This window comes from Streptomyces sp. 8N114 (assembly GCF_052245835.1).
Lineage (GTDB): Bacteria > Actinomycetota > Actinomycetes > Streptomycetales > Streptomycetaceae > Streptomyces.
In genome coordinates, this window is record NZ_JBQQBT010000001.1 from 681051 (window position 1) to 707182 (window position 26132).

At 70.9% G+C, this 26132-nt stretch carries 24 protein-coding genes and 1 pseudogene; 14 read left to right on the plus strand and 11 right to left on the minus strand.

Annotation, left to right across the window (positions count from 1 at the left end):
- Window positions 1-113: 113 nt before the first annotated feature.
- Entirely contained in the window at window positions 114-632 is a 519-nt protein-coding gene (locus ACTWQF_RS03040; RefSeq protein WP_443276769.1) for a hypothetical protein, read from the minus strand.
- Between the two features lie 119 nt (window positions 633-751).
- On the minus strand, window positions 752-1429 hold the full coding sequence (locus tag ACTWQF_RS03045) for a response regulator transcription factor (RefSeq protein WP_443276771.1): 678 nt from the start codon (window positions 1427-1429) through the stop codon (window positions 752-754).
- A 315-nt stretch (window positions 1430-1744) separates the two neighbouring features.
- Here ACTWQF_RS03045 and ACTWQF_RS03050 point away from each other — a divergent pair, with 315 nt between their 5' ends.
- The 3 genes from ACTWQF_RS03050 to ACTWQF_RS03060 all read left to right on the plus strand — a co-directional run bounded on the left by ACTWQF_RS03050 (window position 1745) and on the right by ACTWQF_RS03060 (window position 4465).
- Entirely contained in the window at window positions 1745-2344 is a 600-nt protein-coding gene (locus ACTWQF_RS03050; RefSeq protein WP_443276773.1) for an NADPH-dependent FMN reductase, read from the plus strand.
- A 143-nt stretch (window positions 2345-2487) separates the two neighbouring features.
- On the plus strand, window positions 2488-4092 hold the full coding sequence (locus ACTWQF_RS03055) for an MFS transporter (protein ID WP_443276775.1): 1605 nt from the start codon (window positions 2488-2490) through the stop codon (window positions 4090-4092).
- A 136-nt stretch (window positions 4093-4228) separates the two neighbouring features.
- Window positions 4229-4465 (plus strand): hypothetical protein, encoded by a 237-nt coding sequence (locus tag ACTWQF_RS03060; RefSeq protein WP_443276777.1) that lies wholly within the window; start codon window positions 4229-4231, stop codon window positions 4463-4465.
- On the opposite strand, the gene ACTWQF_RS03065 is transcribed toward ACTWQF_RS03060, so the two are convergent.
- Window positions 4455-4784, minus strand: a complete 330-nt coding sequence (locus ACTWQF_RS03065) for a hypothetical protein (protein ID WP_443276779.1) — start codon at window positions 4782-4784, stop codon at window positions 4455-4457. The genes ACTWQF_RS03060 and ACTWQF_RS03065 overlap by 11 nt on opposite strands.
- 125 nt (window positions 4785-4909) lie before the next feature.
- Between ACTWQF_RS03065 and ACTWQF_RS03070 the strand changes: the two genes are divergently transcribed.
- The gene (locus tag ACTWQF_RS03070) at window positions 4910-5431 is read left to right on the plus strand and encodes a class I SAM-dependent methyltransferase (protein WP_443276781.1); all 522 of its coding nucleotides are present in this window, start codon (window positions 4910-4912) and stop codon (window positions 5429-5431) included.
- 74 nt (window positions 5432-5505) lie between these two features.
- Here the strand turns inward: ACTWQF_RS03070 and ACTWQF_RS03075 are convergent, their stop codons facing one another.
- Window positions 5506-5793 (minus strand): transposase, encoded by a 288-nt coding sequence (locus ACTWQF_RS03075; RefSeq protein WP_443276783.1) that lies wholly within the window; start codon window positions 5791-5793, stop codon window positions 5506-5508.
- 76 nt (window positions 5794-5869) lie between these two features.
- Between ACTWQF_RS03075 and ACTWQF_RS03080 the strand changes: the two genes are divergently transcribed.
- On the plus strand, window positions 5870-6580 hold the full coding sequence (locus tag ACTWQF_RS03080) for an AbiV family abortive infection protein (protein ID WP_443276785.1): 711 nt from the start codon (window positions 5870-5872) through the stop codon (window positions 6578-6580).
- A gap of 22 nt (window positions 6581-6602) precedes the next feature.
- Here ACTWQF_RS03080 and ACTWQF_RS03085 read toward each other — a convergent pair whose 3' ends face one another.
- Window positions 6603-8087, minus strand: coding sequence for an ApeA N-terminal domain 1-containing protein (locus tag ACTWQF_RS03085; RefSeq protein WP_443276787.1), 1485 nt, complete (start codon window positions 8085-8087; stop codon window positions 6603-6605).
- A gap of 18 nt (window positions 8088-8105) precedes the next feature.
- The gene (gene ychF, locus ACTWQF_RS03090; RefSeq protein ID WP_443276789.1) at window positions 8106-9215 is read right to left on the minus strand and encodes a redox-regulated ATPase YchF; all 1110 of its coding nucleotides are present in this window, start codon (window positions 9213-9215) and stop codon (window positions 8106-8108) included.
- Window positions 9216-9441: 226 nt separating this feature from the next.
- On the opposite strand from ychF, the pseudogene ACTWQF_RS03095 reads away from it, so the two are divergent.
- Window positions 9442-10203: pseudogene (locus ACTWQF_RS03095) on the plus strand (DUF6542 domain-containing protein); the annotation flags it as partial.
- A gap of 98 nt (window positions 10204-10301) precedes the next feature.
- Here the strand turns inward: ACTWQF_RS03095 and ACTWQF_RS03100 are convergent.
- A complete protein-coding gene (locus ACTWQF_RS03100) occupies window positions 10302-11339 on the minus strand; it encodes a 4-hydroxy-3-methylbut-2-enyl diphosphate reductase (protein WP_443276791.1) in 1038 nt (345 codons plus the stop codon).
- A 146-nt stretch (window positions 11340-11485) separates the two neighbouring features.
- Here ACTWQF_RS03100 and ACTWQF_RS03105 point away from each other — a divergent pair, with 146 nt between their 5' ends.
- The 4 genes from ACTWQF_RS03105 (at window position 11486) to ACTWQF_RS03120 (ending at window position 15257) form a co-directional block, all read left to right on the plus strand.
- Window positions 11486-12934, plus strand: a complete 1449-nt coding sequence (locus ACTWQF_RS03105) for an APC family permease (protein WP_443276793.1) — start codon at window positions 11486-11488, stop codon at window positions 12932-12934.
- A gap of 64 nt (window positions 12935-12998) precedes the next feature.
- Window positions 12999-14213: an exodeoxyribonuclease VII large subunit gene (gene xseA, locus ACTWQF_RS03110; protein ID WP_443276795.1), complete on the plus strand. Its 1215-nt coding sequence runs from the start codon at window positions 12999-13001 to the stop codon at window positions 14211-14213.
- 10 nt (window positions 14214-14223) lie between these two features.
- On the plus strand, window positions 14224-14562 hold the full coding sequence (locus tag ACTWQF_RS03115; RefSeq protein WP_443276797.1) for an exodeoxyribonuclease VII small subunit: 339 nt from the start codon (window positions 14224-14226) through the stop codon (window positions 14560-14562).
- Between the two features lie 101 nt (window positions 14563-14663).
- Window positions 14664-15257 (plus strand): malonic semialdehyde reductase, encoded by a 594-nt coding sequence (locus tag ACTWQF_RS03120; protein WP_443276799.1) that lies wholly within the window; start codon window positions 14664-14666, stop codon window positions 15255-15257.
- Window positions 15258-15353: 96 nt separating this feature from the next.
- On the opposite strand, the gene ACTWQF_RS03125 is transcribed toward ACTWQF_RS03120, so the two are convergent.
- Entirely contained in the window at window positions 15354-15917 is a 564-nt protein-coding gene (locus ACTWQF_RS03125) for a DUF4245 domain-containing protein (protein WP_443276801.1), read from the minus strand.
- Between the two features lie 240 nt (window positions 15918-16157).
- Here ACTWQF_RS03125 and glpX point away from each other — a divergent pair, with 240 nt between their 5' ends.
- The gene (gene glpX / locus ACTWQF_RS03130) at window positions 16158-17192 is read left to right on the plus strand and encodes a class II fructose-bisphosphatase (protein ID WP_443276803.1); all 1035 of its coding nucleotides are present in this window, start codon (window positions 16158-16160) and stop codon (window positions 17190-17192) included.
- Between the two features lie 177 nt (window positions 17193-17369).
- Here the strand turns inward: glpX and ACTWQF_RS03135 are convergent, their stop codons facing one another.
- Window positions 17370-17741: a WhiB family transcriptional regulator gene (locus tag ACTWQF_RS03135; RefSeq protein ID WP_443276805.1), complete on the minus strand. Its 372-nt coding sequence runs from the start codon at window positions 17739-17741 to the stop codon at window positions 17370-17372.
- A gap of 236 nt (window positions 17742-17977) precedes the next feature.
- Window positions 17978-18763, minus strand: a complete 786-nt coding sequence (locus tag ACTWQF_RS03140; RefSeq protein WP_443276807.1) for a DUF1707 SHOCT-like domain-containing protein — start codon at window positions 18761-18763, stop codon at window positions 17978-17980.
- A gap of 148 nt (window positions 18764-18911) precedes the next feature.
- Here ACTWQF_RS03140 and ACTWQF_RS03145 point away from each other — a divergent pair, with 148 nt between their 5' ends.
- Window positions 18912-20612, plus strand: coding sequence for a fumarate hydratase (locus tag ACTWQF_RS03145; protein ID WP_443276809.1), 1701 nt, complete (start codon window positions 18912-18914; stop codon window positions 20610-20612).
- Between the two features lie 93 nt (window positions 20613-20705).
- Window positions 20706-24209, plus strand: coding sequence for an NACHT domain-containing protein (locus ACTWQF_RS03150; RefSeq protein ID WP_443276811.1), 3504 nt, complete (start codon window positions 20706-20708; stop codon window positions 24207-24209).
- A gap of 35 nt (window positions 24210-24244) precedes the next feature.
- On the opposite strand, the gene ACTWQF_RS03155 is transcribed toward ACTWQF_RS03150, so the two are convergent.
- Window positions 24245-24613 (minus strand): VOC family protein, encoded by a 369-nt coding sequence (locus ACTWQF_RS03155; protein WP_443276813.1) that lies wholly within the window; start codon window positions 24611-24613, stop codon window positions 24245-24247.
- 66 nt (window positions 24614-24679) lie between these two features.
- Here ACTWQF_RS03155 and ACTWQF_RS03160 point away from each other — a divergent pair, with 66 nt between their 5' ends.
- Window positions 24680-26110, plus strand: coding sequence for a class II fumarate hydratase (locus ACTWQF_RS03160; RefSeq protein ID WP_443276815.1), 1431 nt, complete (start codon window positions 24680-24682; stop codon window positions 26108-26110).
- Window positions 26111-26132 lie beyond the last annotated feature (22 nt).

Below are 26132 nucleotides of genomic sequence, written 5' to 3' on the forward strand. Positions count from 1 at the left end.
GGTGTGCAGGGCGTCGGCGGTCACGACGGCGCCGGTGATGTCGGCGAGCAGATCGAGGGCGGCGGTGAAATGGGTCTCGTGGGGCTTGTGGCGCATCTCGCGCTGGGCGAGCATCACGCCAGGGTCGACCTGGTAGACGCCGAGCAGGTGCAGCTGCAGGCCCGCCTCGTCGCGGGCGCCTCGGACCGTCTTGCCGTCCGCGGCCGACTGCGGGACCGGGAGGTTCCCGGCGATGCCGCGAGCGAGTCGTGGGTGTGGGCCTGCACGAAGCAGCCGGTGGCGGCGTCCAGCGCATCACCGTGCGCCCGCGCCAGTGCCCGGGTGAGGGTGGTGGGCACCGGCAGTCGGGCCGGGGCGCCGCCGGGGACTTCCAGGGCGGCGAGAATGCCGCCGCCCTGGCCGCCGCCCAGCGCAGAACGCCGCGCTCCGAGCGCACTCCGCACAGCATGGCGAAGGCGACCAGCCCAGCAGCAACGGCCAGGCGTGACCAGGTGCGGGGCGCGCAGGTCGGGTACCTCCCGGAGGGCCTCCAGCAGCGAGGGGAGATGTTCGGCTGTGCACAACTCCGGGGCTGGACAGCAGAGTTCGGTGACGGTTTGACGGAAGGCGGGCAGGGTGAGCGAGGAGGGCATCCGGGCGCGACCTTCGTGATCTTGCGAGTGGAATCACATGATCATCGAGGGTCGCGTCCCTCGTCGTTCACTCGCCCCCAGTCCAAGATCCGAGCACTCATCACGCCTGGGGCGCGCGCTCACTGCCCGGCGAAGATGAACCCCACGCCCCTGACCGTACGGATCCAGGCGCTGGAGCCCAGCTTGCGCCGGAGGATGCTCACATGGGTGTCGATCGTACGGCTGACCGTCGATCCGGCGGGGTAGTTGCGCATCGGGTCACCCCAGATGTCCGCCATCAGCCGCCTGCGCGACACCACGACGCCCGGGTTGCTGGCGAGGTAGTGCAGCAGCTCGAACTCCTTACGGCTGGTTTCGATCAGGCGGTCTCCAAGCAGCACCTCGCGCGTGGCGGCGTTGATGCGCAACGCGCCGTGCTCGATCAGCTTCGTCCGCTCCGCGATGCCACCGACGCGTCTCATGACGGCTTCCATACGGGCCACGAGCTCCCGGAATCCGTAGGGCTTGTCCAGGCAGTCGTCCGAGCCGGCCTGGAGGCCGAGCACCCTGACGAGCTCAGAGCGCTCCTTGGTGAACGAGATGATCGGTGTGTCCGAGATGGCGCGGATGCTGCGGCACACCTCCAGGCCGGCGATGTCCGGGAGTTGCAGATCGAGCAGGACCAAGTCCGTTTCGCTGTACGCCTTCAGCGCCTGAGCCCCCGTGTGTGCCGTGACAACGCCGTACCCCTGCTGCCGCAGCCCCCGCGGCAGGCAGTCCGAGACGCGGCTCTCGTCGCCGACGAGCAGTACGTGCATGCGCGCTCCCCATCCGTGTCGGTGCCGCCTCCTGGCACCGAACGCAGCCAGTACAAGACCGCACGCCCGCAACCGTAACAAGCCCCTGCAACTGCATCGCCGGAGCCCGACACGACAGCGGCTGCCGTCTCAAAGATGCAGTGCCGCCGCTGTGACGCGCCCCGGCAAAACAGGACGAACGGATGGCGCTTTACAAGCCTTCGTTAACTGGCTTGCCCGGACCAAGTGCTGTTGCCAACAGTGGAGACCAGGTGAATGCCCTGGTCATCCCGTTCCGCAGCGCACCTTCGCCATCCCAGAAACAGGAGGATCTTCATGTCCGATGCGCCCATCCGCCTCGCAGTGATCACCGGCAGCACCCGGGACGGCCGGTTCGGTCCGACAGTGGCCGACTGGTTCGCGGACCAGGCCCGGCAGCACGGAGGCGTGCACGTCGAGCCGGTCGATCTCGTCGACTACCCACTGCCCACCGTCCTGCCAGACATCATGGTTGGGGCGGAGCCGACCGCCGCCACCCAGGAGGTCCTGGACCGGCTCGCCGCCAAGCTCGCGGCCGCCGATGCCTTCGTGGTGGTCACTGCCGAGTACAACCACTCCGTGCCGGCGTCGCTGAAGAATGTCATCGACTGGTTCCTCGACGAGTGGAAGGCCAAGCCGGTCGGGCTGGTCTCCTACGGCGGCATGGGCGGCGGCCTGCGGGCTGCTGAACACCTCCGGCAGATCTTCGCGGAGGTGCACGCGGTCACGGTGCGCGACATGATCAGCTTCCACAACGCCTGGGGCGCCTTCGAGGAGGGCGGCAAGCGGGTGAGCCCCGAGGGCAGCGACGCCGCGGCCAAGAGCCTGCTCGATCAGCTGGTCTGGTTCGGCAACGCGCTGCGCGACGCGCGGGCCAAGGTCCCCTACACGGGCTGAACTCACCACCTGCCGCGCACACCGGAGCGGCGCCGGGGCGGTGCGGATGCCCAGGACAGAGGTGTCCGGTCCGTTGCACGAACCCTCATTGCACCCCGTGTGACCCGGTCGGCCGGGCCCGTACCCACAGAAGGAGAGAGCCCATGGCTGAACAAGCGCCACTCCGCGCCGGACGACGGGAGTGGCTCGGCCTGGCCGTACTCGCGCTGCCCACGCTTTTGCTCGCGCTGACGATGACATCGCTGAACCTGGCCATCCCGCACCTCAGCGCGGACCTGAATCCCAGCAGCACGCAACTGCTGTGGATCATCGACATCTACGGGTTCCTGATAGCCGGCACTCTGATCACCATGGGCTCGCTGGGAGACCGCTTCGGGCGGCGCAGGCTGCTGCTGATCGGATCGGTCTTCTTCGCCGCGGCATCCGTGGTGGGCGCGTTCTCCACCAGCCCGGGCATGCTGATCGTGATGCGGGCGGTGCTGGGGCTCTCCGGGGCGACGCTGATGCCGTCCACGCTGTCGCTGCTGAGCACCATGTTCCGGGACAAGACGCAGCATGCCTTCGCCATTTCGCTGTGGATGTCCGTGTTCATGGGCGGAACGGCCGTCGGGCCGCTGGCCGGCGGGGCGCTCCTTGAACACTTCTGGTGGGGGTCGGTCTTCCTGATGGGAGCGCCGGTGATGGTGCTGCTCGTGGTGACGGGGCCGTTCCTGCTGCCGGAGAGCACGACCTCGGACACCGGACGGATCGACCTCGTCAGCGTCGGCTTGTCGCTGGCGGGCATTCTCAGCACCGTCTACGGGCTCAAGCAGGTGGCGGAGCACGGCTTCGGGGCGGCCCCGGTGGCGTTCATGGTGGCCGGTGTCCTGATCTGTGCGGTGTTCCTGCGCAGGCAGGGCCGGCTGGAGCGGCCCCTGCTCGACTTGAGTATCTTCCGGGAGCGCGCCTACACCGTCCCGGTCGCCGCCGTGACCATCGCCATGATCATGAACGGTGGCATCAGCTTCTTCATGATGCAGTACCTGCAGACGGTGCGTGACCTGTCTCCGTTGCAGGCCGGGCTGTGCACGCTGCCGCCCACCGTCGTCAGCATGGCCGGTTCGATGCTGGCCCCCAAGCTCACCCGTAACATGCGCCCCGGCTTCGTGCTCGGCCCTTCCTTCCTGCTCACCGCCGTCGGCTTCCTCGTCATCGCCATGGTGGACACGGACACCAGCGTCTTCCTCGTGGTGGCCGGCTCTGTGGTGATGGCCGTCGGCTTCGGTCCCGCGATGGCGCTGTCCACCGCGCTGGCGCTGGGCTCCATCGCCCCCGAGAAGTCCGGTGCCGCCTCCGCGACCTCGGAGACCAGCACCGAGCTGGGGATGTCCCTGGGCATTGCCTTCCTGGGCAGCCTCGGGATGTTCGTCTACCGCGACCAGATTCGCGAACTTGCCCCGTCCGGACTGCCGCAGGCGTCCCTAGAGAAGGCGGCGGACACCATCGGGGCCGCCTTCACCGAGGCGGACCGGCTGCCGGGCCAGTTCGGCGACGGCCTGCTCTCCGCCGCAAGCCGGGCCTTCGTCACGGGCCTGCGGGTGGACGCGATCGTCGGCGCCGTCGGCATGGCTTGCGTCGCCACGGCCGTGACCTACCTCCTGAGGAAGGTGCCCCCGCTGGCCGCCGACAGTGAGAATAGCGCGGAGGCCACGCCGGAGCGGCCTGCCGCGGAGCTCCGGACACAGAGCAGCGTCGGAGGCCCGGAATGATCACCGCACCTCTGGAAGCATTTGTCCTTTACGTAAGTTGGAGGAGAGACATGCACGGACGACTGGGCCTCACTGCCATCTACTGCAAGGATCTGCAGTCGATGGCGTCGTTCTACCGGGACACGCTGGCCTGACGGTGACCGCGGAGAAGGAAGGGGAGTTCGTGCTCGACGGGGCTGGCCATGCCCTGCTCCTGCAGTCGCGGCCGGACCGTCCGACGCGGGACGCCGAGACGATCTTCATCGGCGTGGACGTGGAGACCGCCATCAAGGAGCCGGCCGCCCTCGGGCCCGCGCGCATGAAGGGCGAGGAGAGCCGGGGCTTTCACGTACAGGACCCGGCGGACAACTCCGTCTGCATCGTCAACGACTGAAGGCCACCGAGCCACCGGTCGCGGCCGGTGGCTCACCCGCGGCCATCGCTGGGGAGGCGACGTGACGCCAGGCCCCGGTGCGCCGTCGCGCGGCACCTTCTGCTCCCTCGGCGTGCGCGAGTTCCGGCTGTTCGCGCTCGGCCAGGTCGCCTCTGTCACCGGCACCTGACGACGCGGTGGAGATGCCCTCCCGGATGTCGTTCGTCAGCGAGTTCGTCGGCCCCCGGACCCCGCCGAACCCCTCGGCGAGCGTTGGGCGAGCCTCGCCACGGTCACCCTCGACCCGGCCACCCGCACGGCCCGCTGTGGAGTTGCGCACGATGTGCAAGCGATTCGCCCGTACAGCGGCGTGTGCCGTGGTACTCCTCGCCGTAGCGTTCGGCGTTACGGGGTGCCGAGGCGGCGTGTGGCCGCGTCCGGGGTTCGCAACGTCCTCGACGTCGGGTGCGGCACGGGAATCTTGCCGCACTGCTCCACCGCCGCGCCGCCACCGTCACCGGGCTTGAACCCGACCCCGCGACCGCCCGCGCGGCGGCGGAACGCTTCGCCGACGACCCTGCGGTCACCATCGTCCAAGCCAACTTCGCAGACCCCGACCGGCAGCGACGCTGGGACGCCATCACCCTCGTCGCTGTCCTGCACCACCTCCCGCTGGTGCCCACTTTGCGGGAACTGCGAGGCTGTCTCACCCCGGGCGGGCGCCTCGTGGTCGTCGGCTGCTACCGGGAGGCCGGGCCCGCCGACCTGCTCGCCACCCTGCCGGCCGCACTCGCGAACCCAATCATGGGACTGGCCAAGCACCCAGCCCGCGCCGCTGTGCTGCCCTTGCACATGACGGCACCCACCACCGCCCCGCAGGAGACCCTGGGCGACATCCGGGCTGCGACCGCGCAGGAACTGCCCGGCGCCCAGATACGCCGCCGCCTGTTCTGGCAGTACACCCTGGTCTACGACGCCCCGTCCTGACCACGAGCCTGATCCCCTCAGGGCCTCACGAAAGCCCGCCTCTCCGTCAATGGGACGCCCGGCGCCACCGGGTGCTACCTCAACCCCGGAACGGCTGACATCCATGGAAGGTGACACAGCCACCTGGGGCAATCCGAAGAGTTCCCATACCCGACTCCGCGTGCAGGCAGATCCCGCCAGGGCACTCCGGTCCGCTCCCGGAAGCGGATCCCGTCGATCACCCTGCGTTGGCTCTTCCAACGCCCGCCCCGCTGGCCCGTCTTGGGTAAGTATGGCTTCAGCCGGGGCCACTCGTCGTTCGTCAGATCTCCCCCGTCCCACGACGACCCCGGCCCGAACCAGTTACATGATCCACCGGACAAGCCCTAGCCCTGCTGATTGCGTCATCCTGATGCGTGACGTACCCGAGCTCCACTGCGGGAGAATCGCCCTGTGGAGATGCATCCGAACACAGCGCGCAGGTTCTGGAAGGCGCTCATGGACAACGCTTCCGGGCTGATCGCCGACGCTCACGCGCTGCTCGAGCGAGGATCGTACGGCCGCGCCCGCTCGCTCACCGTCCTCGCGCAGGAGGAGCTGGGCAAGGCGCTGTGGCTCTACGACACCTTCGAGCAGGCTTGGAGCACCGGGGCGGGTGAGGCGCAGGAAGTGACGAGACTCACGAGCGATGGCCGCCGCCACGCGGTCAAGTACACGGAGGCCTTCGTCTTCGGTCAGGAGCTCGCCGCGTTCTGGGGCGACTACGAGGCGTACGACTACCCGGCCGACGGCACGCAGGAGGACTGGGACGCCTGCTCTGCGAAGCAGACGAGCGACGCGGAGGCCGCGGGCCGGCGCGCCAACGAGGAGAAGATGGCCGGGTTCTACGTCGACCTCGACGGGTCCGGCGACGCGGTCTTGTCACCCGCCGACATCTCGGCGGGGACGATCGACGCGGACCTGCAGACCGCGGCGCAGGTCGTCGAGATGCTCCTGATCAAAGATCACAGCAGGATGAAGCTCGAGGCGCTGACGCCCTACGACAACACCCACGAGCAGCAGCACCGGCTGCTGCTCATCTCCCACCCCGAGGACTGGGCCGAGGCGTCCGAGGAGTTCAGGCGGGGCGACTACCTCAACGGCTCGGGGGCCTGCGCGGTGCTCGGTTGACCGCCTGCGGGAACCAGGTCGCTCAGGGGCCGGACTCCGAGGCCACCAGCCAATCGCCAGCGGTCCGCGATGTCGCCCTCAGTTGCGGGTGCTCCTGCACGATCTCCCGCTGCCGCTCGGGCGGCAGACCGAGCTCGTGCAGCACGTTGAGGATCACGACGGCCGTCGTCACCTCGACAACGGCGATCAGCTCCTCGAAGGAGTGGTTCGGCGTCCTGCCCTCGTGCGCGAGGTCGTTGCGGGCCCGCGTAGTCCTCTTCGCCCAGTGGGCGACGTCCGGCACGAGGAGCGCGATCGCTTCCTGGTCGGGGCGCGCGGCGAGGGCGTGGAGCCGGTCCCGGAGCGTCGGATCGTTGCGGATGGCCCCCTTGAACCTGTCCCGGTGCTCCTCGGGGACCTGCCCGAGCATCGCGTCACGCATCGCCGTGAACTCCGCCTTGGGAAACGGCTTCTCGTCGATGCGGAGGCCGCGGTGCAGCACCTCGGCAGCGCCCACCGCCGTCAGGAGGTTGTTCTCGATGAAGCGGGCCGGCGCGTAGCGCAGGCCCAGGATCATGTTGGTCGCTGCCTGCAGGCGGCCATGCGCCTCGCACCAGCGGGGCACGACCTCCTCGAACGGGAGCGAGTCGCAGGTGAAGAACACGCGGTGGTGGTCGACGGCCTTCGCGTCGTGCTTGCCGAGCGCGGCGGGCGAGTAGAGCACGTCGGCGCGCCGGCGCGGCACGGGCTGACCGTTCGGCAGGACCGACTCGGTCCCGGCCACCTCCAGCCGGAGCCAGATCACGCCTGCGGCGCGGTGCGTCGCCAGAGCGATCAGGTCCTGCACCAGGCTCGCCGCCTTCAGCGCGGCGCTCAGGGCGAACGGTTCGGCCGGGGCGACTCGGACGGAGGCCGTGTCCCGCATGCGCCCGACGGTCACGCCCTTGCGCTGGTCGAATAACGGCAGCGTGTGCGTGTGCGCGAGGCGATACTCGGTGCCATCGACCACCACCGACTGCGCCTCGACCGGCTTCACCGAGATGCGCCCGGTCCCGTCGATCTTGCCGTCGGGAGCGCCGAGGAAGCCCTCGAACACAGACGACGCATCCCAGAGCCCCAGGTCCTCGACCGAGACCTCGGCCACGGAGAACGCCGCGTCCTCCTCGCCGCTGACGTGCGCGCCGATGATCGCGGTCGTCGCCGTCACGGTCTGCTTGTCGGGGCTCTTCACCCGCGCGAACATGGTCCGCTTCCCGCCGGTGGGGACGCAGCCGAGGAGGGTGACTTCGCGCTGCTCGGCCGCACCGTGGATGACGTCCCACGTCCTGGTGCCCTCGTGGTACGCCGTCACCCCGGGGGCAGGGTTCGACGTGATGCGGTCCTCGAACGCGCCGATCAGCGAGAGCGAGAGGCCGCCCTCGGCGTCGTACCGGAGGACGCCTGGGACCTGCTCGTCAGGGTCGTCCGGCAGCCACCACAGGCCAGCCCACTCGCCGGCCTCGTCGAGGTTCAGAGGATCGTTGGCCATCGTTCTCTCCGGCAGGGACTACTTCTTCCCGCTCCCAGATGCTCCTCCGTGCCGGAACTCCACCACGTCCCCGTCGCGCATGACGTAGTCCTTGCCTTCCATGCGGGCCTTGCCGGCGGCGCGGGCTTCGGCCACTGAGCCGGTTTCCAGGAGGTCCTCGTAGGAGATGACCTCGGCCTTGATGAAGCCCTTCTGGAAGTCGGTGTGGATGACACCGGCGGCCTCGGGGGCGGTGGCGCCCTTTTTGATGGTCCAGGCGCGGGCTTCCTTGGGGCCTGCCGTGAGGTAGGTCTGGAGGCCGAGGGTGCGGAAGCCGACGTGGGCGAGGGTGGCGAGGCCGGGCTCTTCCTGGCCGACGGTCTGGAGGAGCTCGAGGGCCTCGTCCTCGTCCAGCTCGGCGAGGTCGGCCTCCAGCTTGGCGTTGAGGAAGACCGCCTCTGCGGGGGCCACCAGCGCGCGCTGCTCGTCCTTGAAGGAGTCGTCGGTCAGCTCCTCCTCGTCGACGTTGAAGACGTAGATGAACGGCTTGGTGGTGAGCAGGTGCAGCTCGTGCAGCGGCTCGGCGCGCTCGGTGCCCTGGGCGATGCCCGCGGAGAAGAGGGTGCGGCCCTCCTCCAGGATGTCCTTCGCCTCCTGGACGGCCTTGACCTGCGGCTGCTTGTCCTTCTTGACCCGCGCTTCCTTCTCCAGCCGGGGCAGCACCTTCTCGATCGTCTGGAGGTCGGCCAGGATCAGCTCGGTGTGGATCGTCTCGATGTCGTCCTTGGGCGAGATCTTTCCGTCGACGTGTACGACGTTGTCGTCCTTGAACGCGCGGATGACCTGGCAGATCGCGTCGGACTCACGGATGTTCGCCAGGAACTTGTTGCCCAGGCCCTCACCCTCGCTCGCGCCCCGCACGATGCCGGCGATGTCGACGAAGTCGACGGTGGCGGGGAGCACGCGCTGCGAGTGGAAGAGCTCGGCGAGCCTGCCGAGCCGGGGATCGGGGACGCCCACGACACCGACGTTCGGCTCGATGGTGGCGAACGGGTAGTTGGCCGCCAGCACCTCGTTCTTGGTCAGGGCGTTGAAAAGGGTCGACTTGCCGACGTTCGGCAGGCCGACGATTCCGATCGTGAGCGACACGTTGCGACTACTTCCCGTTGCCCCTGGCGGGGGTTCTCCGTAGTGGGGTCTCTTGGCGGACAGCGGGCCCGGAGGCCGACCACCCAGTCTACGGCGCCCCGAGACGCGCTCCTCAGGGCTGCCCGGCGGATAACAGGGGCGGCAGGACTGTGCCGGATCGGTGGCGTTGGCGGATTCCGCGTGTTCATGACGGCGAGTGCGGCCCCGTACCACCTACCGTGGCCCGGTGGAGCAACGCAGCGCGCGCACGACCCAGCACGACCCGCACGAGCAGTACGGGACCCCTCCCCCGGGCGAGGGCGCCGACGGTGGCGGGGCCGCCGCCCGGCGCGGTCCGCGGCTCCCGCATCCGGCCGCGCCCGCACCCCCCGCCGCACCCTCGGCCCGCAAAGCACAAGGCCAGGCACAAAGCCAGGCGCAAGGCCAGGCACGAGGCCAGGCGCAGGGCCCGGCAGCGGGTCAGGCGCAAGCCACAGCCAAGGCGCGGCCCTCCGCCGCCCCGGACGCCGCACACCACGGGAAAGCGGCCAAGCAGTCTCCGGTCCGACAGCGGGCGACCCGGCGCGGGACGGCCCCGAAGCCGCAGGGCGGGCAGGGAGCGGCTGCGGCACGGACAGCCGACGGCCGCCGCCGGGGGCCGCGCGGCAGGCTGCCGACACCCCGGCTGACGGGCCTGGGCGTCGGGGTGTTCGCCTCGCTGCTGATGGTGCTGCTCGGCGGCCTGGTGTCGCTGATGCCCGGCGGGGCGCCCGCGTTCTACGGCATCGGGTTCGTGCTCGTCGCCATGGGCACCGCGGTGTGGGTGCGACCCGCCGATCTGTTGGCCGCGCCGATCGCCGCCCCGCTCGCCTACACCGCCGGGCTGTTCTTCGCCGGGGGCTCCGGCGACGGCTTCACCGGTGTGCTGCAGAACGTCTTCACGGGGCTGGCGCTGCACGCGGTGTGGCTGTACGCGGGCACGCTGGCCGCCGTGATGATCGTGCTCGTCCGGAAAGCGGCGCTCGGCCTGGAGCAGCGCCGCTTTCCGGACGACGCACCGAGAGCGCCTGAGGCCCCCGACACTGGGGCCGGGAGCCCCGACGGGCGTCAGGCCCGCAGCCGCTCCGCCGCCTCGGCGCGCAGGTCGCGGCGCAGCTCCTTGGGGAGCGAGAACTGCATGTGCTCGTCGACCGGCTTGACGATCTCCACCTCGTCCCAGCCGCGCTGCGCCAGCCACTCCAGGACGCCGTCGACCAGGACCTCGGGGACGGAGGCGCCGGAGGACAGGCCGATCGTCCCGACGCCTTCCAGCCACGCCTCGTCGATCTCGTCCGCGTTGTCGACCAGGTGGCCGTCCCTGGCGCCGTGTGTCAGGGCCGTCTCGACCAGGCGAACGGAGTTGGAGGAGTTCTTGGAGCCGACCACCAGCACCAGGTCGGCCTCGGCGGCGACCTGCTTGATGGCGGTCTGGCGGTTCTGCGTGGCGTAGCAGATGTCGTCGCTGGGCGGCGAGAGAAGGTTCGGGTAGCGGCCCTTGAGCGCGTCGACCGTCTCCATGGTCTCGTCCACCGAGAGGGTGGTCTGGGAGAGCCACACCACCTTTTCGGGGTCGCGGACCTCGACGTTCTCCACGTCCTTGGGGCCGTCGACCAGCGTGATGTGGTCGGGCGCCTCGCCGCTGGTGCCGATGACCTCCTCGTGACCGTCGTGGCCGATCAGGAGGATGTCGTAGTCCTCCTTGGCGTACCGCACGGCCTCCTTGTGCACCTTGGTGACCAGGGGGCAGGTGGCGTCGATGGTGGCCAGCTTGCCGCGCTCGGCCTCCTTGTGGACGGTGGGCGCCACGCCGTGTGCGGAGAAGATGACGATCTCGCCCTCGGGCACCTCGTCCGTCTCCTCGACGAAGATGGCGCCCTTCTTCTCCAGGGTCTGGACCACGTACTTGTTGTGCACGATCTCGTGCCGTACGTAGATCGGAGCGCCGTACTGCTCCAGTGCCTTCTCCACGGCGATCACCGCACGGTCCACGCCCGCGCAGTAGCCCCGGGGGGCGGCGAGCAGGACGCGGCGGCGGCCCGGAGCGGGGGATTGCGGTGCGGTGGCTTCCGGTGCGTCGGCGGGCCTGCGGTCGGGCGAACCAGTCATGGCTCCATCGTAAGGGCCGTACTCGGATCGCTCCGGGGCCACCGGGAGGCATCCCCCTGAGGCCGGGAGTGCGGAGGCGCTCGGGGCGTACGTCCACGGGCGCGTGCCCCGCTGCCGACGGTTACCTTCTGCGGCAAGCTGGCTCCATGCCTGCAGCTCGCTCGCACACGGCCGAAATCCTGGGTGACAGCCCTGGCGGTGCCCTGCGGCGCAGTCTCACGCTGCGCGATCTGATCGTCTACGGGCTGCTGTTCATCGCACCCATGGCGCCGGTGGGTATCTACGGGGCGCTGGACGCTCGCAGCCATGGAGTGGTCCCACTGGTCTATGTGGTCGCGACAGTGGCCATGTCGTTCACGGCCTACTCCTACGCCCGGATGATCCATACGGTGCCGCAGGCGGGCTCCGTGTACGCGTACGCGCGCGTGGGGCTCGGACACGGCGCCGGCTTCGTGGCCGGCTGGATGATGATGCTGGACTATCTGCTCATCCCGGCTGTCGCCTACCTCTTCTCCGGGATCGCCATGGCGCAGCTGGTGCCCGAGGTGGACCAGTGGATCTGGACGGCGCTCGCGGTGGTGGTGACAACAGCGCTCAATCTCTCGGGCGTACGCCGTGCGGCAGTGGTCGGTTTTCTGGTGCTGGCCATGGAGATCCTGGTGCTGCTGGTGTTCGTCGTCGCCGCGCTCGTCGTACTGGCGCAGGACGGGCCCCAGCGCGACTGGCTCTCGCCGCTCACCGGGGACCGTGCTTTTTCGTTGACGGCGCTGCTGAGCGCGGTCTCCGTGGCGGTGCTGTCCTTCCTCGGTTTCGACGCCGTCGCGAACTTCGCCGAGGAGGCGGTGGGCGGCAGGGGGGACGGCGCCACGCTGGTCGCCCGCGCGCTGGTGTGGTGCCTGTTGGTCACGGGCGTGCTTTTCGTCGTCCAGACGTATCTGGCCGCGCTGCTTTCGGAGGACTCCTCACGTCAGCTGGCCGAGGACCCGGCCGCACAGGGCGCCGCCTTCTATACGGCGACCGAGGCGGCGATCGGCGGCTGGCTGGAGACGACGGTGGCGGTGAGCAAGGCGATCGGCGCTGCGTTCGCGGCGCTGGCCGGACAGGCGGCGGCCTCCCGGCTGCTGTACGCCATGGCACGCGACCGGCGGCTGCCGCGTGCGCTGGGCAGTGTCAGCTCGCGTACCGGGGCGCCGGGGCGGGCGCTGCTGCTGAGCGCGGTGCTGACGCTGTGCGCCGCGGTGTGGGCCGCGCGGGCCGCCGACGGTCTGGACCGGCTGGTCTCCGTCGTGGACATCGGCGCACTGTTCGGCTTCGGCATGCTGCACCTGTCGGTCATGGGCTACTACGGGCTGGGACGGCGCGAGGGCAGCCGCCCGGCGGGAGAGGGTGGAGAAGCCGCGGGCGGCGCCGGCCGGCACCGGATGAGCGTGCTGTGGGACTGGGCGGTGCCGCTGGTGGGCCTCGGGATCACCGTCGCGGTGATCGTCACCGCGAACCGCGAAGCCCACTGGGTGGGGCTGGTGTGGCTGGCGGTCGCGCTGGTGGCGCTGACAGTGCTGCGCCGACGGGACAGACGCGAGGCAGCAGCAGGCTGAGGGACTTCCGGGGACGGTGGCCGGGCGGGCCGGGGCTGTCAGTGGCAGGGCCTAGCCTTCTCGCATGGCTCTCACCACGTCCGCCGAATCCCCGATCCCCGTAAGCGAGGTTTCCCGGCTGATCCGTGGCTGGATCGATCGGCTGGGCGCCGTCTGGGTCGAGGGGCAGATCATCCAGCTCTCGCCCCGGCCGGGTGCCGGAATGGTCTTCCTGACGCTTCGCGACCCCTCCCGCGAGGTCTCCCTCAGCGTCACCTGCTTCCGTCAGGTGTACGAGCAGGTCAAGGACGTCATCAGCGAGGGCACGCGGGTGGTCGTCCACGCGAAGCCGGAGTGGTACGAGAAGACGGGGCGGCTCTCGCTGCGTGCCGCCGAGATCCGCCCGGTGGGCGTCGGCGAGCTGCTGGCGCGGCTGGAGCGGCTGCGCAAGGCGCTGGCGGCCGAAGGGCTGTTCGCGGCGGAGCGCAAGAAGCCGCTGCCGTTCCTGCCGCAGCGGATAGGGCTGATCACCGGCCGGGCTTCGGACGCCGAGCGGGACGTGCTGCACACCGCGCGGGAGCGCTGGCCCGCCGTGCGCTTCGAGGTGCGCAACACGGCGGTGCAGGGGGCGTACGCCGTCTCGCAGGTCATCGAGGCGCTGCAGGAGCTGGACGCCCGCGAGGACGTGGACGTGATCATCGTGACGCGGGGCGGCGGCGGCATGGAGGACCTGCTGCCGTTCTCGGACGAGCGCCTGGTGCGTGCCGTCGCCGCGGCACAGACGCCGGTGGTCTCCGCGATCGGGCACGAGGCGGACTCGCCGCTGCTGGACCTGGTGGCCGACGTCCGCTCCCGTACGCCCACCCACGCCGCCAAGGACACCGTTCCGGACGTCGGCGAGGAGCATCAGCGGGTGCGGGCGCTGCGGGAGCGCGCCTGGCGAGTGATCAACGGGCTGCTGGAGCGCGAGGAGCGCGGCCTGGCGGAGGTGATGAGCCGGCCTGCGATGGCCGACCCGCACGTCATGGTGGAGGACCGCGAGGACGAGATCGCGGGGCTGCTCGACCGCTCCCGCCGCTGCCTCGACCACCGGCTGGCCCGCGCGGAGGACGCGCTGAGCCACACCCACGCCCGGGTCGTCGCGCTGTCACCGGCGGCGACATTGCAGCGGGGGTACGCCGTGCTCCAGCGGGCGGACGGCGCCGTCGTCCGGGACGCCGCCGAGGTCGCGGAGGGCGACCGGCTGCGGGCCCGGGTGGCGGGGGGAGAGTTCGGCGTCGCTGTCGGACCCCACGCATAGGCTGGCGGGTATGACGACGGAAACGGAAGGCCGGACGGCCCAAGGCGGCCCGGCAGCTGCCGCGACGGATGCCTCGGCGGACGGCGCGGCGGGCGCCTCCCAGGCGGAGCTGGCGACGGCGGACGCGCTCAGCTACGAGCAGGCGCGGGCTGAGCTGGTCGAAGTCGTGCAGCGTCTTGAGTCCGGCGGCTCGACGCTGGAGGAATCGCTGGCACTGTGGGAGCGCGGCGAGGAGCTCGCGGGCATCTGCCGCGCCTGGCTGGAGGGCGCACGGGCCCGGCTGGACGCGGTGCTGGAGGCGGAGGAAGCAGAGGAAGAGGCGGAGGAAGCCGCGGAGGAGGACGAGTAGCAGCGGGGTGGGGCGAGGGGCCCATTGTTAAAGGTTGAACTAGTGCTGGTTACACTTGCCTGCGCACCTGCATGCCGTACGAAAAGGCAAGGCACCACCCCATGGCTCTAGCCCTCGACCCCGCAGCCCAGGACCTCCTCTTCCGCGAGGCCCACACCGCCAACACCTTCACGGACGATCCGGTCACCGAGGAGCAGGTCCAGGCGATATACGACCTGGTGAAGTACGGGCCCACGGCGTTCAACCAGTCGCCGCTGCGCCTGACCCTGCTGCGCTCCCCCGAGGCCCGCGAGCGGCTGCTGACGCACATGGCGGAGGGCAACGTGCCCAAGACCCGCACGGCCCCGCTGACGGCGGTCCTCTCCTACGACCTGGACTTCCACGAGCGGCTGCCGGAGCTCTTCCCGCGCGCCCCGCACATCAAGGACGCGGTCTTCTCCGAGGAGAGCTCGCGCGAGGCCGCGGGTGCCCTCAACGCCACGCTGCAGGCCGGGTACTTCCTCCTCGGCGTACGCGCCGCTGGGCTGGCTGCGGGCCCGATGACCGGCTTCGACCCGCAGGGCGTCAACAAGGAGTTCTTCGCTGACGGCCGCCGGCGCGTACTGCTGGTCGTCAACATCGGCAAGCCGGGCCCCGACGCGTTCGCCCCGCGCTCGCCCCGTCTCCCCTACGCCGACGTGGCGACCGTCCTCTGAGGCACCCCACAGACCGCCCCCCGCGCGAATCCCCCCTCGCGCGGGGGGCTTCCCTTCTTGCGTACCCGGCAGACGCGCCCCGCAAGGGGGTACGGCCTACTCGGCGGCCCTGTCCGAACCGCTCTTGGCCTGGAGTGTTCCGGCCAGTTCGCTCAGCTGCCGGAAGGTGGCCGTGCCCGTGACCACGGTCACGGACTTGCCATCGTCCGCGGGGCGCACCAGTGCGTCGTACTTCGATCCCTCGTAGCGGGTCCACTCCTCGCCCGCGACGCGCTGCTTCTTCGCCGTCTTTTCGGCGCCCTGCGTGACGTCGTCGATGAAGCGGTTCGGCCGCCGCTGGTCGCTCTGCTCGACGGCGGCGTACTCGTTGTCCGGCGTCATGAAGCCCAGATGCCAGGCGGCGCCCTTCGGGCCGTCGGCGGTGTAGCGGACGGAGGTGGCACGCCACTCCTTGGACAGCCCCTGCGGCGCGGCCACCGGGTACGGCGCCGCGCGGCGCGCCGAGGCCAGCTCCACGCCGTAACCGACGGGCTTGACCGGGTCCTTCGTGTCGTCGTGCGGGACGAACAGGTAGATGACCCAGGCGGCGAGAAGGATCAACGCCAGCGAGATCACCATGTCGCGCACGGCCTGTGCTCCGCGCTTCTTGTTTGCTGCCACGCCCCCATCGTCCCTTATGCCGGTCGGCGGCTTGTGCGAGGGGCGGGGGCGGGGGCGGAGGCGGAGGCTCCATCGGCGATGCCTGTGCGCCGCCCGGCGTTCACTCCGGGTCTGCTCATCCGTGGGCGCCCCTGCTCACTCTGTGGCAGACGGGTAAAATCTTGCCCACCCTCGCCGAATCGGCACAGCTCACGTCGCCGCAGTGGCCGTAAGAGCCGCCGTACAGAAAGGTGTGTTCCGATGACCGAACACAACCACCTGCCCTCCCAGCTCGAAGTCAGCCCGGAGGCCCCGGACCGCAACCTGGCGCTGGAGCTGGTACGGGTCACCGAGGCGGGCGCGATGGCCTCGGGCCGCTGGGTCGGCAAGGGCGACAAGAACGGCGCGGACGGCGCGGCCGTCAAGGCGATGCGCACCCTCGTCTCCACGGTCTCCATGAACGGCGTGGTGGTGATCGGCGAGGGCGAGAAGGACGAGGCCCCGATGCTCTACAACGGGGAGCGCGTCGGGGACGGTACGGGCGCCGAGTGCGATGTCGCCGTCGACCCGGTCGACGGCACGACGCTCACCGCCAAGGGCATGGGAAACGCGGTCTCCGTGCTGGCGGTGGCCGAGCGGGGCTCGATGTTCGACCCGAGCGCGGTCTTCTACATGGACAAGCTGGTGACGGGTCCGGACGCGGCGGAGTTCGTGGACATCACGGCACCGCCCGCGGTGAACATCCGGCGGATCGCCAAGGCCAAGGGCTGCGGCGTCGAGGACGTCACCGTCGTCGTGCTCGACCGGCCGCGCCACGAGGGGCTGGTGAAGGAGATCCGGGAGGCCGGCGCGCGGATCAAGTTCATCTCGGACGGCGATGTCGCGGGTGCCGTGATGACGGTGCGCGAGGAGACCGGCGTCGACCTGCTGCTGGGCGTGGGCGGCACCCCGGAGGGCATCATCGCGGCCTGCGCGATCAAGTGTCTCGGCGGGACGATACAGGGCAAGTTGTGGCCCAAGGACGACGAGGAGCGGCAGCGCGCCCTCGACGCGGGCCACGACCTGGACCAGGTGCTGTTCACCGATGACCTGGTCAGCGGTGAGAACGTGTTCTTCGTCGCGACCGGCATCACCGACGGCGACCTGCTGCGGGGCGTCCACTACCGGGGCGAGCGTGCGTTCACGCAGTCGCTGGTGATGCGGTCGAAGTCGGGCACCATCCGCCAGATCGAGTCCGTCCACCGGCTCTCGAAGCTGCGCGCCTACAGCGCCATCGACTTCGACCGCGCCCGCTGAGGGCTGCACAAAGCTGGGGCCGCCGCCATTGGTGGCCCCGGTGATTGCTGTTGCCCGGCAGCGGGTGCTGCGCCCCGAAGGGGCGCGGGGAACTGCGCGACCAACCACAACGCGCCCGCAAGCCTGCAATCGACAAGGAGGGGCACCCCCTGCCCAGAACAGGGGGCGCCGCAACCACTACGCGATGCGGGGCACCCCCGACGTCGGCTGCCCCGCAGAAGCGGAAGCCGTCTTACGGCGCCGCGACAGCACGACGCGGCGCTCCGCGGCGGTGAGCCCGCCCCAGACGCCGTACGGCTCGGGCATCACCAGGGCGTGCTCGCGGCACTCGACCAGCACGGGACAGCGGGCGCACACCCGCTTGGCGGCCTGCTCACGGGAGAGCCGGGCGGCCGTGGGCTCCTTGGAGGGGGCGAAGAAGAGGCCCGCCTCGTCACGGCGGCAGACGGCTTCCGCATGCCAGGGGCCCGCTTGATCATCTCGCTCAGGCGTTCGCGGTACGGGGATGGTGGCGGCGGCCTGTGGGGACTGATGCGGCGTTTGCAGCACGGTCTGCTCCTGACGCGACGACGGAGGTTTGTTTCCCCTTCACCCGTCTTGCAGCGCACGGCAGTTCACGGCTCCCCCACGGGCCCCCTTGAGGGCCGACTCGCAAACTCATGCCGTACGAAAGACGATGCCCGAGCCCTACCCGCTGTACGCGCCGGTATGCATTACGTGTCGTCCGATACGCGCCCAGGCGTGCGCCCCTCAGCGGGTGCTGAATGCCGCGTGCGCCCGCCCTCTCACAGCTCCTTGCGGAACCGGGCGCGCAGGTTCTGGACGAGCCGGCCACGCTTCGGTTTGGCGTCCACACCACCGAAAACAGCGGCTCCCTCGACCAGGACGGTCGGCGCGTTCGGATCCGGGGAGTCGGTGACCTGGACGTCGAAACCGCCGAAGATCCCGGCGCCCTTCTGCTGCAGGGTGACGTTCTCCGGGACGCGGATCTCGATTCCCCCGAAAATCGCAGTGGCGTTGATCTGCACATGCGGGTGCTCGAACAGCGCCTCGGTCAGATCGATCTCGATGCCGCCGAAACAGGCGAACGCGTTGATCTTCCTCGGGACCCGCCAGCGGCCCTTGCGGCCGGTGCCGCTGAAGATGGCGACCAGGTTCTCCTTGGGGCCGTACCCGGGCTGGGCCGGACCCGAGGTGTGCGAGGCGGCGAAGTTCGCGAACGCGGTGCCGTAGGAACGCTGGCCGCCCGCACCCGGCTGCTCGCTGCCGTGCTCCGCGCCGGAGACGCCCGCGCGGCCCGCCGGGAGGTCGCGGACGAGGGGCTCCAACTCGCCCATCGTCTTGGCGGCGTAGACGGCTTCGATCCGCTCGCCGTGCTCCTCCGCATCCAGCCTGCCCTCGGCGAGGGCTTCGCGGAGGATGTCGGCGACCCGGTCCCGGTCCGCGTCCGAGGCACGGACACCGGCGTCCGCCGCGGGAGCAGGAGCAGGCGCCGATGCGGCCGCCGGCGCCGGAGACGGCTCGGCCGACGACTGCTTCTGGAGCGAAGTGCGCGAAGAGTCTTCAGTCACATGAGCAGAGTACCCAAACGCGATAGATCGCGACTACCCCCGCAGCGACCTCTTGCGGGCTGGTTCTACGCTGTGAGACGCGCTCCCATCGTCGAGAGCCGGGCTCCCCTTCGTCGAGAGCCGCAAGTGTGAGAGGAAGAGTCCCCGTATGTCTGCCAGCTCCCAACCGGCCAGCCCGGAGTTCTCCTACACGGACCTGCTCCCCACCGGTGAGGACCCCACGCCGTACCGCCTGATCACCAGCGAGGGCGTGAGCACCTTCGAGGTGGACGGGCGCACCTTCCTCAAGGTGGAGCCGGAGGCGCTGCGCCAGCTGGCGGCCGAGGCCATCCACGACATCCAGCACTACCTGCGCCCCGAGCACCTGGCGCAGCTGCGCCGCATCCTGGACGACCCCGAGGCCAGCGCCAACGACCGCTTCGTCGCGCTGGACCTGCTCAAGAACGCCAACATCGCGGCGGCGGGCGTGCTGCCCATGTGCCAGGACACCGGTACGGCGATCGTGATGGGCAAGCGCGGCCAGCAGGTGCTGACCGCGGGCGGCGACGAGGAGGCGCTCTCGCGCGGTATCCACGACGCCTACACCCAGCTCAACCTGCGCTATTCGCAGATGGCTCCGCTCACCATGTGGGAGGAGAAGAACACCGGCACCAATCTGCCCGCGCAGATCGAGCTGTACGCGACCGACGGCGACGCCTACAAGTTCCTGTTCATGGCCAAGGGCGGTGGCAGCGCCAACAAGTCCTTCCTGTACCAGGAGACCAAGGCGGTGCTGAACGAAGCCTCCATGATGAAGTTCCTGGAGCAGAAGATCCGTTCGCTGGGTACGGCCGCCTGCCCGCCGTACCACCTGGCAATCGTCGTCGGCGGCACCAGCGCCGAGTACGCGCTCAAGACGGCCAAGTACGCCTCCGCGCACTACCTGGACGAGCTGCCGGCGGAGGGCTCGCCCTCGGGGCACGGCTTCCGGGACAAGGAGCTGGAGGAGAAGGTCTTCGAGCTGACGCAGCAGATCGGTATCGGCGCGCAGTTCGGCGGCAAGTACTTCTGCCACGACGTACGCGTGGTGCGGCTGCCGCGGCACGGTGCCTCCTGCCCCGTCGCCATCGCGGTGTCCTGCTCGGCGGACCGGCAGGCCAAGGCGAAGATCACCGCCGAGGGCGTCTTCCTGGAGCAGCTGGAGACCGACCCGGCGCGCTTCCTGCCGGAGACGACGGAGTCCGAACTGACCCAGGGCGCGGGCCCGGACCTCGACGCGGTGCAGATCGACCTGTCCCGCCCCATGGACGAGATCCTGGCCGAGCTGACCAAGCACCCGGTCAAGACCCGGCTGTCGCTGACCGGCACGCTGGTCGTGGCCCGCGACATCGCCCACGCGAAGATCAAGGAGCGGCTGGACGCGGGCGAGGAGATGCCGCAGTACCTCAAGGACCACCCCGTCTACTACGCGGGCCCGGCCAAGACCCCCGAGGGCTACGCCTCCGGCTCGTTCGGCCCCACCACGGCCGGGCGCATGGACGCCTACGTCGCGCAGTTCCAGGCGGCCGGCGGCTCGAAGGTGATGCTCGCCAAGGGCAACCGCAGCAAGCAGGTCACCGACGCGTGCGCCGAGCACGGCGGCTTCTACCTCGGCTCCATCGGCGGCCCGGCGGCCCGGCTCGCGCAGGACTGCATCAAGAAGGTGGAGGTCCTGGAGTACGAGGAGCTGGGCATGGAGGCGGTCTGGAAGATCGAGGTGGAGGACTTCCCCGCGTTCATCGTCGTCGACGACAAGGGCAACGACTTCTTCGCCGACCCGGCGCCCGAGCAGCCGTTCGTCACCTCGATCCCGGTGCGCGCCGGGAGCTGACGCCGCAAAGCCGCGCCAAGGGGCGCGCCCGCCCACTCCCCGTCGCGCGCGGCGGGGAGTACGATCCCCTCCGGCCGGGCCGAGGAACCGGGGGTGAGGGCGCTGACGGGCGGGAGCGAAGGGCGCGCCCGGGTCCGGAACACGATCACCGGCGGGCGGTTCGGGAACGTCGTACAGGCGGACCGCATCGAAGCGCTGCACATCCATGTGCACGACCCCGAACGGGAGTTACCCCGCTCCCGGCGGCTCCTGTACGGGCTCGCCGCGCTGCTGACGGGTGCGGCGGCATACCTCGCGCAACGCTACGGCCCGCTGCCCGGCCTGCTCGCGCTGGCCTCCGCCGCGCTCACCGGGACGGCAGCCCTGAGCCGCACGCTCGAACGCCGCCGCTTCGCCCGGCCCCGCAAGCCCGTCGCAGCGCACCGGCTCGACTGGACCACCGGGCAGCTCGCCGAGGTGCTGACCAGGCAGTACGGGCGCGAGGACCAGCTCGCTCTCTCCCCCGTGAGCACCCCCACCCCGCTGCCCGTGCGCTGGGAGGCCGCCGACCCGGCGGTGTCCGAGCACGAGGCCAACGTGCTGGGCCTGCCGGCGGGCGCGGCCGAATCCGCCGAACCGCTCGACGTGACCGGCGAGTTCGCGGAGATCGGGGCCTTCTTCACCGCGCTGCCCCGGCAGCGGCTCGTGGTCCTCGGCGAGCCCGGCGCGGGCAAGACCGTGCTCGCGTACCGCCTGGCGCGCACTCTGCTGGAGCACCGCGGCCCGGCATCCGGCGCGCCCGTCCCCGTCGTGCTGCCGCTCGCCTCCTGGGACCCGGCGGACGCGCGCGGCCTGTGGCACTGGGCCGCCGAGCGGCTCTCCGCCGAGCACCCCGCGCTGCTGCCCACCCCCGAACTCGCCCTCGACCTCATCGAGTCGGGCCGCCTGCTGCCCGTCCTCGACGGCTTCGACGAGCTGCCGGAACCAGTACGGGCCGACGCGCTGAGCGAGCTGCGCCGCAGCCTCGCCGCGCCCGCGCGCTGCGTGCTGACGAGCAGAGTCGCCGAGTACACCCGTGCCGTACGGGACGCGGGCGGCCTGCCGCTGCCCGGCGCCGCCGCCGTACGACTGTGCCCGCTGACCGCCCAGGACCTCGCCGCGTACCTGCCGCGCACCAGCGGCCGTACCGACACCACCTGGCGGCCCGTACTGCGGCAGCTCGCGGACCCGGCGGACACCGCGCGCGAAGTGCGGGTGCTGCGCGCGGTGCTCAGCACGCCGCTGATGGTGGCGCTCGCGCGCGTCGCGTACAGCGGGACCGGGGCCGATCCGGCCGAACTTCTCGGCGCCGGGCGCTTCACCATCCGCCAGGCCGTCGAACGCCACCTGTACGACGCGTTCTTCACCGCCGCCTACGGGCGCCAGGCGGACGACGCCACCCGCTGGGCCGGTTTCCTCGCGGCCCGGCTGCGGGACGCCGGCCGGCAGGACCTCGCCTGGTGGCGGCTGGACGAGGCGGTGCCGGGGGCCGTACGGGCGCTGGCGCTGCTGCCGGGCGCGGCGGTGGCCGCGCTGACCGTCCACCTGGCGGGGATCGGCACGCCCTGGTGGGACCGGTGGGTGGCGGCGCCGCTGTGGCTGGTGTTCGGCGCCGCGCTGTGGCTCGGCTTCGCCAGCGACGCGCTGACCGGTCAACTCCCGCGCGGGCCGCAGCGGGTGTGGTGGCCGCGGCGCGCCCGGCCGGACGGGGCTGGAGCGCGGTGGTGCTGGTGGGCCGGGGGAGCGCTGTATCTGACCGCTCTGGCCGCGGCCCTGTGGATACTCAGCACGATCAGTGGGGAGCTGTGGGGAGACAGCGCCGTCCTGGCCGTCGCGTGCTTCATCTGCCTGCCGCTCACCGCCCTCCTCAACCGCCTGCGCACCCCCACCGACCCCGAGACCGCCCCCGAACCCGCGCGTCTCCTCAGGCTGGACCGGCGCTCCGTGCTGGCGCTCGGCGCGGTCGGCTCGGGCATCGCCAAGAGCCTCGACATGGACGCCGCCTTCGCCAGGCCGCGCCCCTTCGTGGGCTGGGTGCTCGTGGTGACGTTGGGCCTCTGGCAGTTCTCCGGCGGGCGCGACGTGGTCACAGCGCGGACGTGGGCCGTGGTCCTGGCGGGCGCCGCGGTGGCGTCCTACCTGCACGACTTCGCGCTCTCCGCGTGGGGTCGCTTCACCCTCGCCCGGCTCTGGTTCACCCGGCACGACCAACTGCCATGGCGTCTCATGGACTTCCTGCGCGACGCGCACCGCAGAGGCGTGCTGCGCCAGGCGGGCGGCGTATACCGCTTCCGGCACATCGAACTGCGCAACCGGCTCGCGGCACATGCGCCGACACGCCCCCGCCCCTCTCCGGGGCACGTCTCCAAGCGCAGCCCCCGTGCCGGGGACGCGAGATCCACCGGGCACGGCCCAGCAGGCACCCTCTCCGGCATCTGCGCCGTGCTGCTTCTGGCCGCGTCCGGCTACGGCACGCTGAAGGCTGCCCCCGCCCCGTTTCCGCACGGCACCCGTCCGCCCGCCTGCTCCGTGCTGAGCGCGCACGACCGGAAGGCGCTGATGGACCGCCCGCTGACGGTGCAGGACGGCCACACCCTGTGCGTCGCGGCGGAGCAGTCGCCGTTCCGTCCCGCCGTCGAGATCCAGATCCGGCTGTCCGCCGATACGGCGACCGCGAGCGACAGCGGCGTCGACGTGGCCCGCGACGACTTCCGGAAGAGGGCGGCGGCCGAGCGGCAGAACCGGAACGTCCCTCCCCGCACATCCTTCCTGCGCGGCCCGGCCCTTGCCGACCAGCAACTGCGCCTCGTCGGCATGAACTTCCCCAGGGCCGGGGTGCCGCGGATGCGGCAGGCCCGCTACTACGCCCGGGACGGCAACCTGCGCGCCTACGTGTTCTACGCCGAGGAGTACGCGTCGGCCCGGCGCGTCTCCGCCGTCGCCGAATCGCTGCTCCGCAAGGCCCTGGACCGGCCCGGCGCGCGGGACCTGGTGTCGATCCCGCGCACGCGCGTGCCCGAGCGCAACCGCTATGCCGGTTACGCGCGCGAGGAGCGGTCGCTGCACGGTGCGGTGTGGCAGGGCGACGAGCCCTCACGGATCCTGACCTTCGACCGCCTGAGCGTCCCCCTCCGCGTTCCCCGGCAGCTGGAGTGCGACACCGAATACCGCGATGAGGACGACGCGGTCGAGTCGACGACGCAAGCCCTCGGCCTGTCCGCCTACGTCTGCAAGCCCCCTCAAGACGGTCTCCCCGCACGCCCGGCCCCCCGCGTCCGCATCGACCTCGCCGAAATGGAGTGCGGCGGCCGGTGCCAGCAGCGCGAGACCCGCGTCTTCGAGCGGACCCGCCCGGGTGCGGAATCGGTGCGCTGGCGACGGCCCCACGGAACGAAGGACGCGCGGTACGCGGTACGCAAAGGTGCCGGGTCGTACGAGATGCACCTGTTGCGCGAGTACCGGATCGGCCCCTTCGACCAACGCCGGCTGTGGCTCCGCGTCCGCGTCGCCCCCGAGCACGCCGAGCTCGCCCAGAAGATCGTCAACAGCGCGTACACCCAGACCGGCGGCGAGCGCTGAGCCGGACGACACGTTCCACGCCGTAAGAGATGCCGTCAGAGGTCCTGCGCGGCCGTCCCCAGCAGACAGAACTCGTTGCCCTCCGGATCGGCAAGCACCGTCCAGGGCACGTCCGCGGACTGGCCGACGTCCACCCGGACAGCACCCAGCTCCAGCAGCCGTCGCAGCTCCTGCTCCGTCGCACTGCCGTCGGCGCGCAGGTCCAGGTGGAGGCGGTTCTTCAGCGTCTTGCGCTCCGGGACGGGCAGGACGTCGATGCCCGGCTGTGCCGGGTCGGGCGGGCCAATCTCGATGCCGCCCTCTTCCTCGTCCCTGACCTGCCAGCCCAGCACCCGGCACCAGAAGTCCGCCACCGTCCGCGGATCCACGGCGTCGATGCTCAGTGCAGCGATACGACTCGTCATGGCCGGACCATAGCCAGGAATGCCTCCGCGATACGGGATGCTGAACCGCATGGAGGTGTTCGCACGATGACCGACAGCACTGGCAGCGCCGACAACACGGCCTACCGGACCGAGCACGACTCGATGGGAGAGGTGCGGGTCCCCGCGCACGCCAAGTGGCGGGCGCAGACGCAGCGGGCCGTGGAGAACTTCCCCATCAGCGGGCAGCGGCTGGAGCGGGCGCACATCGAGGCGCTGGCCCGGATCAAGGCGGCGGCAGCGGTGGTCAACGCCCGGCTCGGGGTGCTGGACCAGGAGCGGGCCGACGCTGTGCGGGCGGCGGCCGAGGAGGTCGCCGAGGGACGGTGGGACGACCACTTCCCGGTCGATGTGTTCCAGACCGGCTCGGGCACCTCGTCCAACATGAACATGAACGAGGTGCTGGCGACCCTGGCCACCGAGCGGCTGGCCGCCTCGGGCGCGGAAGCCTCTTCCGTACACCCGAACGACCACGTCAACGCCAGTCAGTCCTCCAACGACGTCTTCCCCTCCTCCATCCACATCGCCGCGACGGCCGCCGTGACCGCCGATCTGATCCCGGCGCTGGAGCGGCTGACCTCCTCGCTGGAGGGCAAGGCGAGCGAGTTCGCCGATGTGGTGAAGTCGGGGCGTACGCATCTGATGGACGCCACCCCGGTGACGCTCGGCCAGGAGTTCGGGGGCTACGCGGCGCAGATGCGGTACGGCGTCGAGCGGCTGCGCGCCGCGCTGCCCCGGCTGGCCGAACTGCCGCTGGGCGGTACGGCGGTAGGCACCGGCATCAACACCCCGCCCGGCTTCGCCGCCGCCGTCATCGAGGAGGTGGCCCGCTCCACGGGCCTCCCGCTGACCGAGGCCCGCGACCATTTCGAGGCGCAGGGCGCCCGGGACGCGCTGGTGGAGACCTCCGGGCAGCTGCGGACCGTCGCCGTGGGCCTCACCAAGATCTCCAACGACCTGCGCTGGATGGCCTCCGGGCCGCGCACGGGGCTTGCCGAGATCGCGCTGCCCGATCTCCAGCCGGGCTCCTCGATCATGCCGGGCAAGGTCAACCCCGTCGTGCCGGAGGCGGTGCTGATGGTCGCAGCGCAGGTCACGGGGAACGACGCGACGGTGGCGGCGGCCGGCGCCGCGGGCAACTTCGAGCTGAACGTGATGCTGCCCGTCATCGCCAAGAACCTGCTGGAGTCGGTACGGCTGCTGGCCAACGCGGCGCGACTGCTGGCCGACCGCACCGTCGACGGCATCACCGCGAACGTGGAACGCGCGCGGGAGTTCGCGGAGTCCTCCCCCTCCGTCGTCACTCCGCTCAACAAGTACATCGGCTACGAGAACGCGGCCGCCGTCGCCAAGAAGGCCATGGCGGAACAGCTCACCATCCGCGAGGCCGTACTGGCCTCCGGCTACGTCGAGCGGGGAGAGCTGACTGTGCAGCAGCTGGACGAGGCGCTGGACGTGCTGCGGATGACCCACCCCTGACGCCCCGTAACCCTCCGTCGGT

Bases quoted from the DNA above. Each gene is read 5' to 3' on its own strand.
- glpX (WP_443276803.1), top strand. From the start codon at position 16,158: ATGACCGAACACAACCACCTGCCCTCCCAGCTCGAAGTCAGCCCGGAG.
- ACTWQF_RS03085 (WP_443276787.1), bottom strand. From the start codon at position 8,087: ATGGCCAACGATCCTCTGAACCTCGACGAGGCCGGCGAGTGGGCTGGC.
- ACTWQF_RS03040 (WP_443276769.1), bottom strand. From the start codon at position 632: ATGCCCTCCTCGCTCACCCTGCCCGCCTTCCGTCAAACCGTCACCGAA.
- xseA (WP_443276795.1), top strand. From the start codon at position 12,999: ATGGCTCTCACCACGTCCGCCGAATCCCCGATCCCCGTAAGCGAGGTT.
- ACTWQF_RS03055 (WP_443276775.1), top strand. From the start codon at position 2,488: ATGGCTGAACAAGCGCCACTCCGCGCCGGACGACGGGAGTGGCTCGGC.
- ACTWQF_RS03145 (WP_443276809.1), top strand. From the start codon at position 18,912: ATGTCTGCCAGCTCCCAACCGGCCAGCCCGGAGTTCTCCTACACGGAC.
- ACTWQF_RS03120 (WP_443276799.1), top strand. From the start codon at position 14,664: ATGGCTCTAGCCCTCGACCCCGCAGCCCAGGACCTCCTCTTCCGCGAG.
- ACTWQF_RS03115 (WP_443276797.1), top strand. From the start codon at position 14,224: ATGACGACGGAAACGGAAGGCCGGACGGCCCAAGGCGGCCCGGCAGCT.
- ACTWQF_RS03160 (WP_443276815.1), top strand. From the start codon at position 24,680: ATGACCGACAGCACTGGCAGCGCCGACAACACGGCCTACCGGACCGAG.
- ACTWQF_RS03045 (WP_443276771.1), bottom strand. From the start codon at position 1,429: ATGCACGTACTGCTCGTCGGCGACGAGAGCCGCGTCTCGGACTGCCTG.
- ACTWQF_RS03080 (WP_443276785.1), top strand. From the start codon at position 5,870: ATGCATCCGAACACAGCGCGCAGGTTCTGGAAGGCGCTCATGGACAAC.
- ACTWQF_RS03100 (WP_443276791.1), bottom strand. From the start codon at position 11,339: ATGACTGGTTCGCCCGACCGCAGGCCCGCCGACGCACCGGAAGCCACC.
- ACTWQF_RS03155 (WP_443276813.1), bottom strand. From the start codon at position 24,613: ATGACGAGTCGTATCGCTGCACTGAGCATCGACGCCGTGGATCCGCGG.
- ACTWQF_RS03105 (WP_443276793.1), top strand. From the start codon at position 11,486: ATGCCTGCAGCTCGCTCGCACACGGCCGAAATCCTGGGTGACAGCCCT.
- ACTWQF_RS03050 (WP_443276773.1), top strand. From the start codon at position 1,745: ATGTCCGATGCGCCCATCCGCCTCGCAGTGATCACCGGCAGCACCCGG.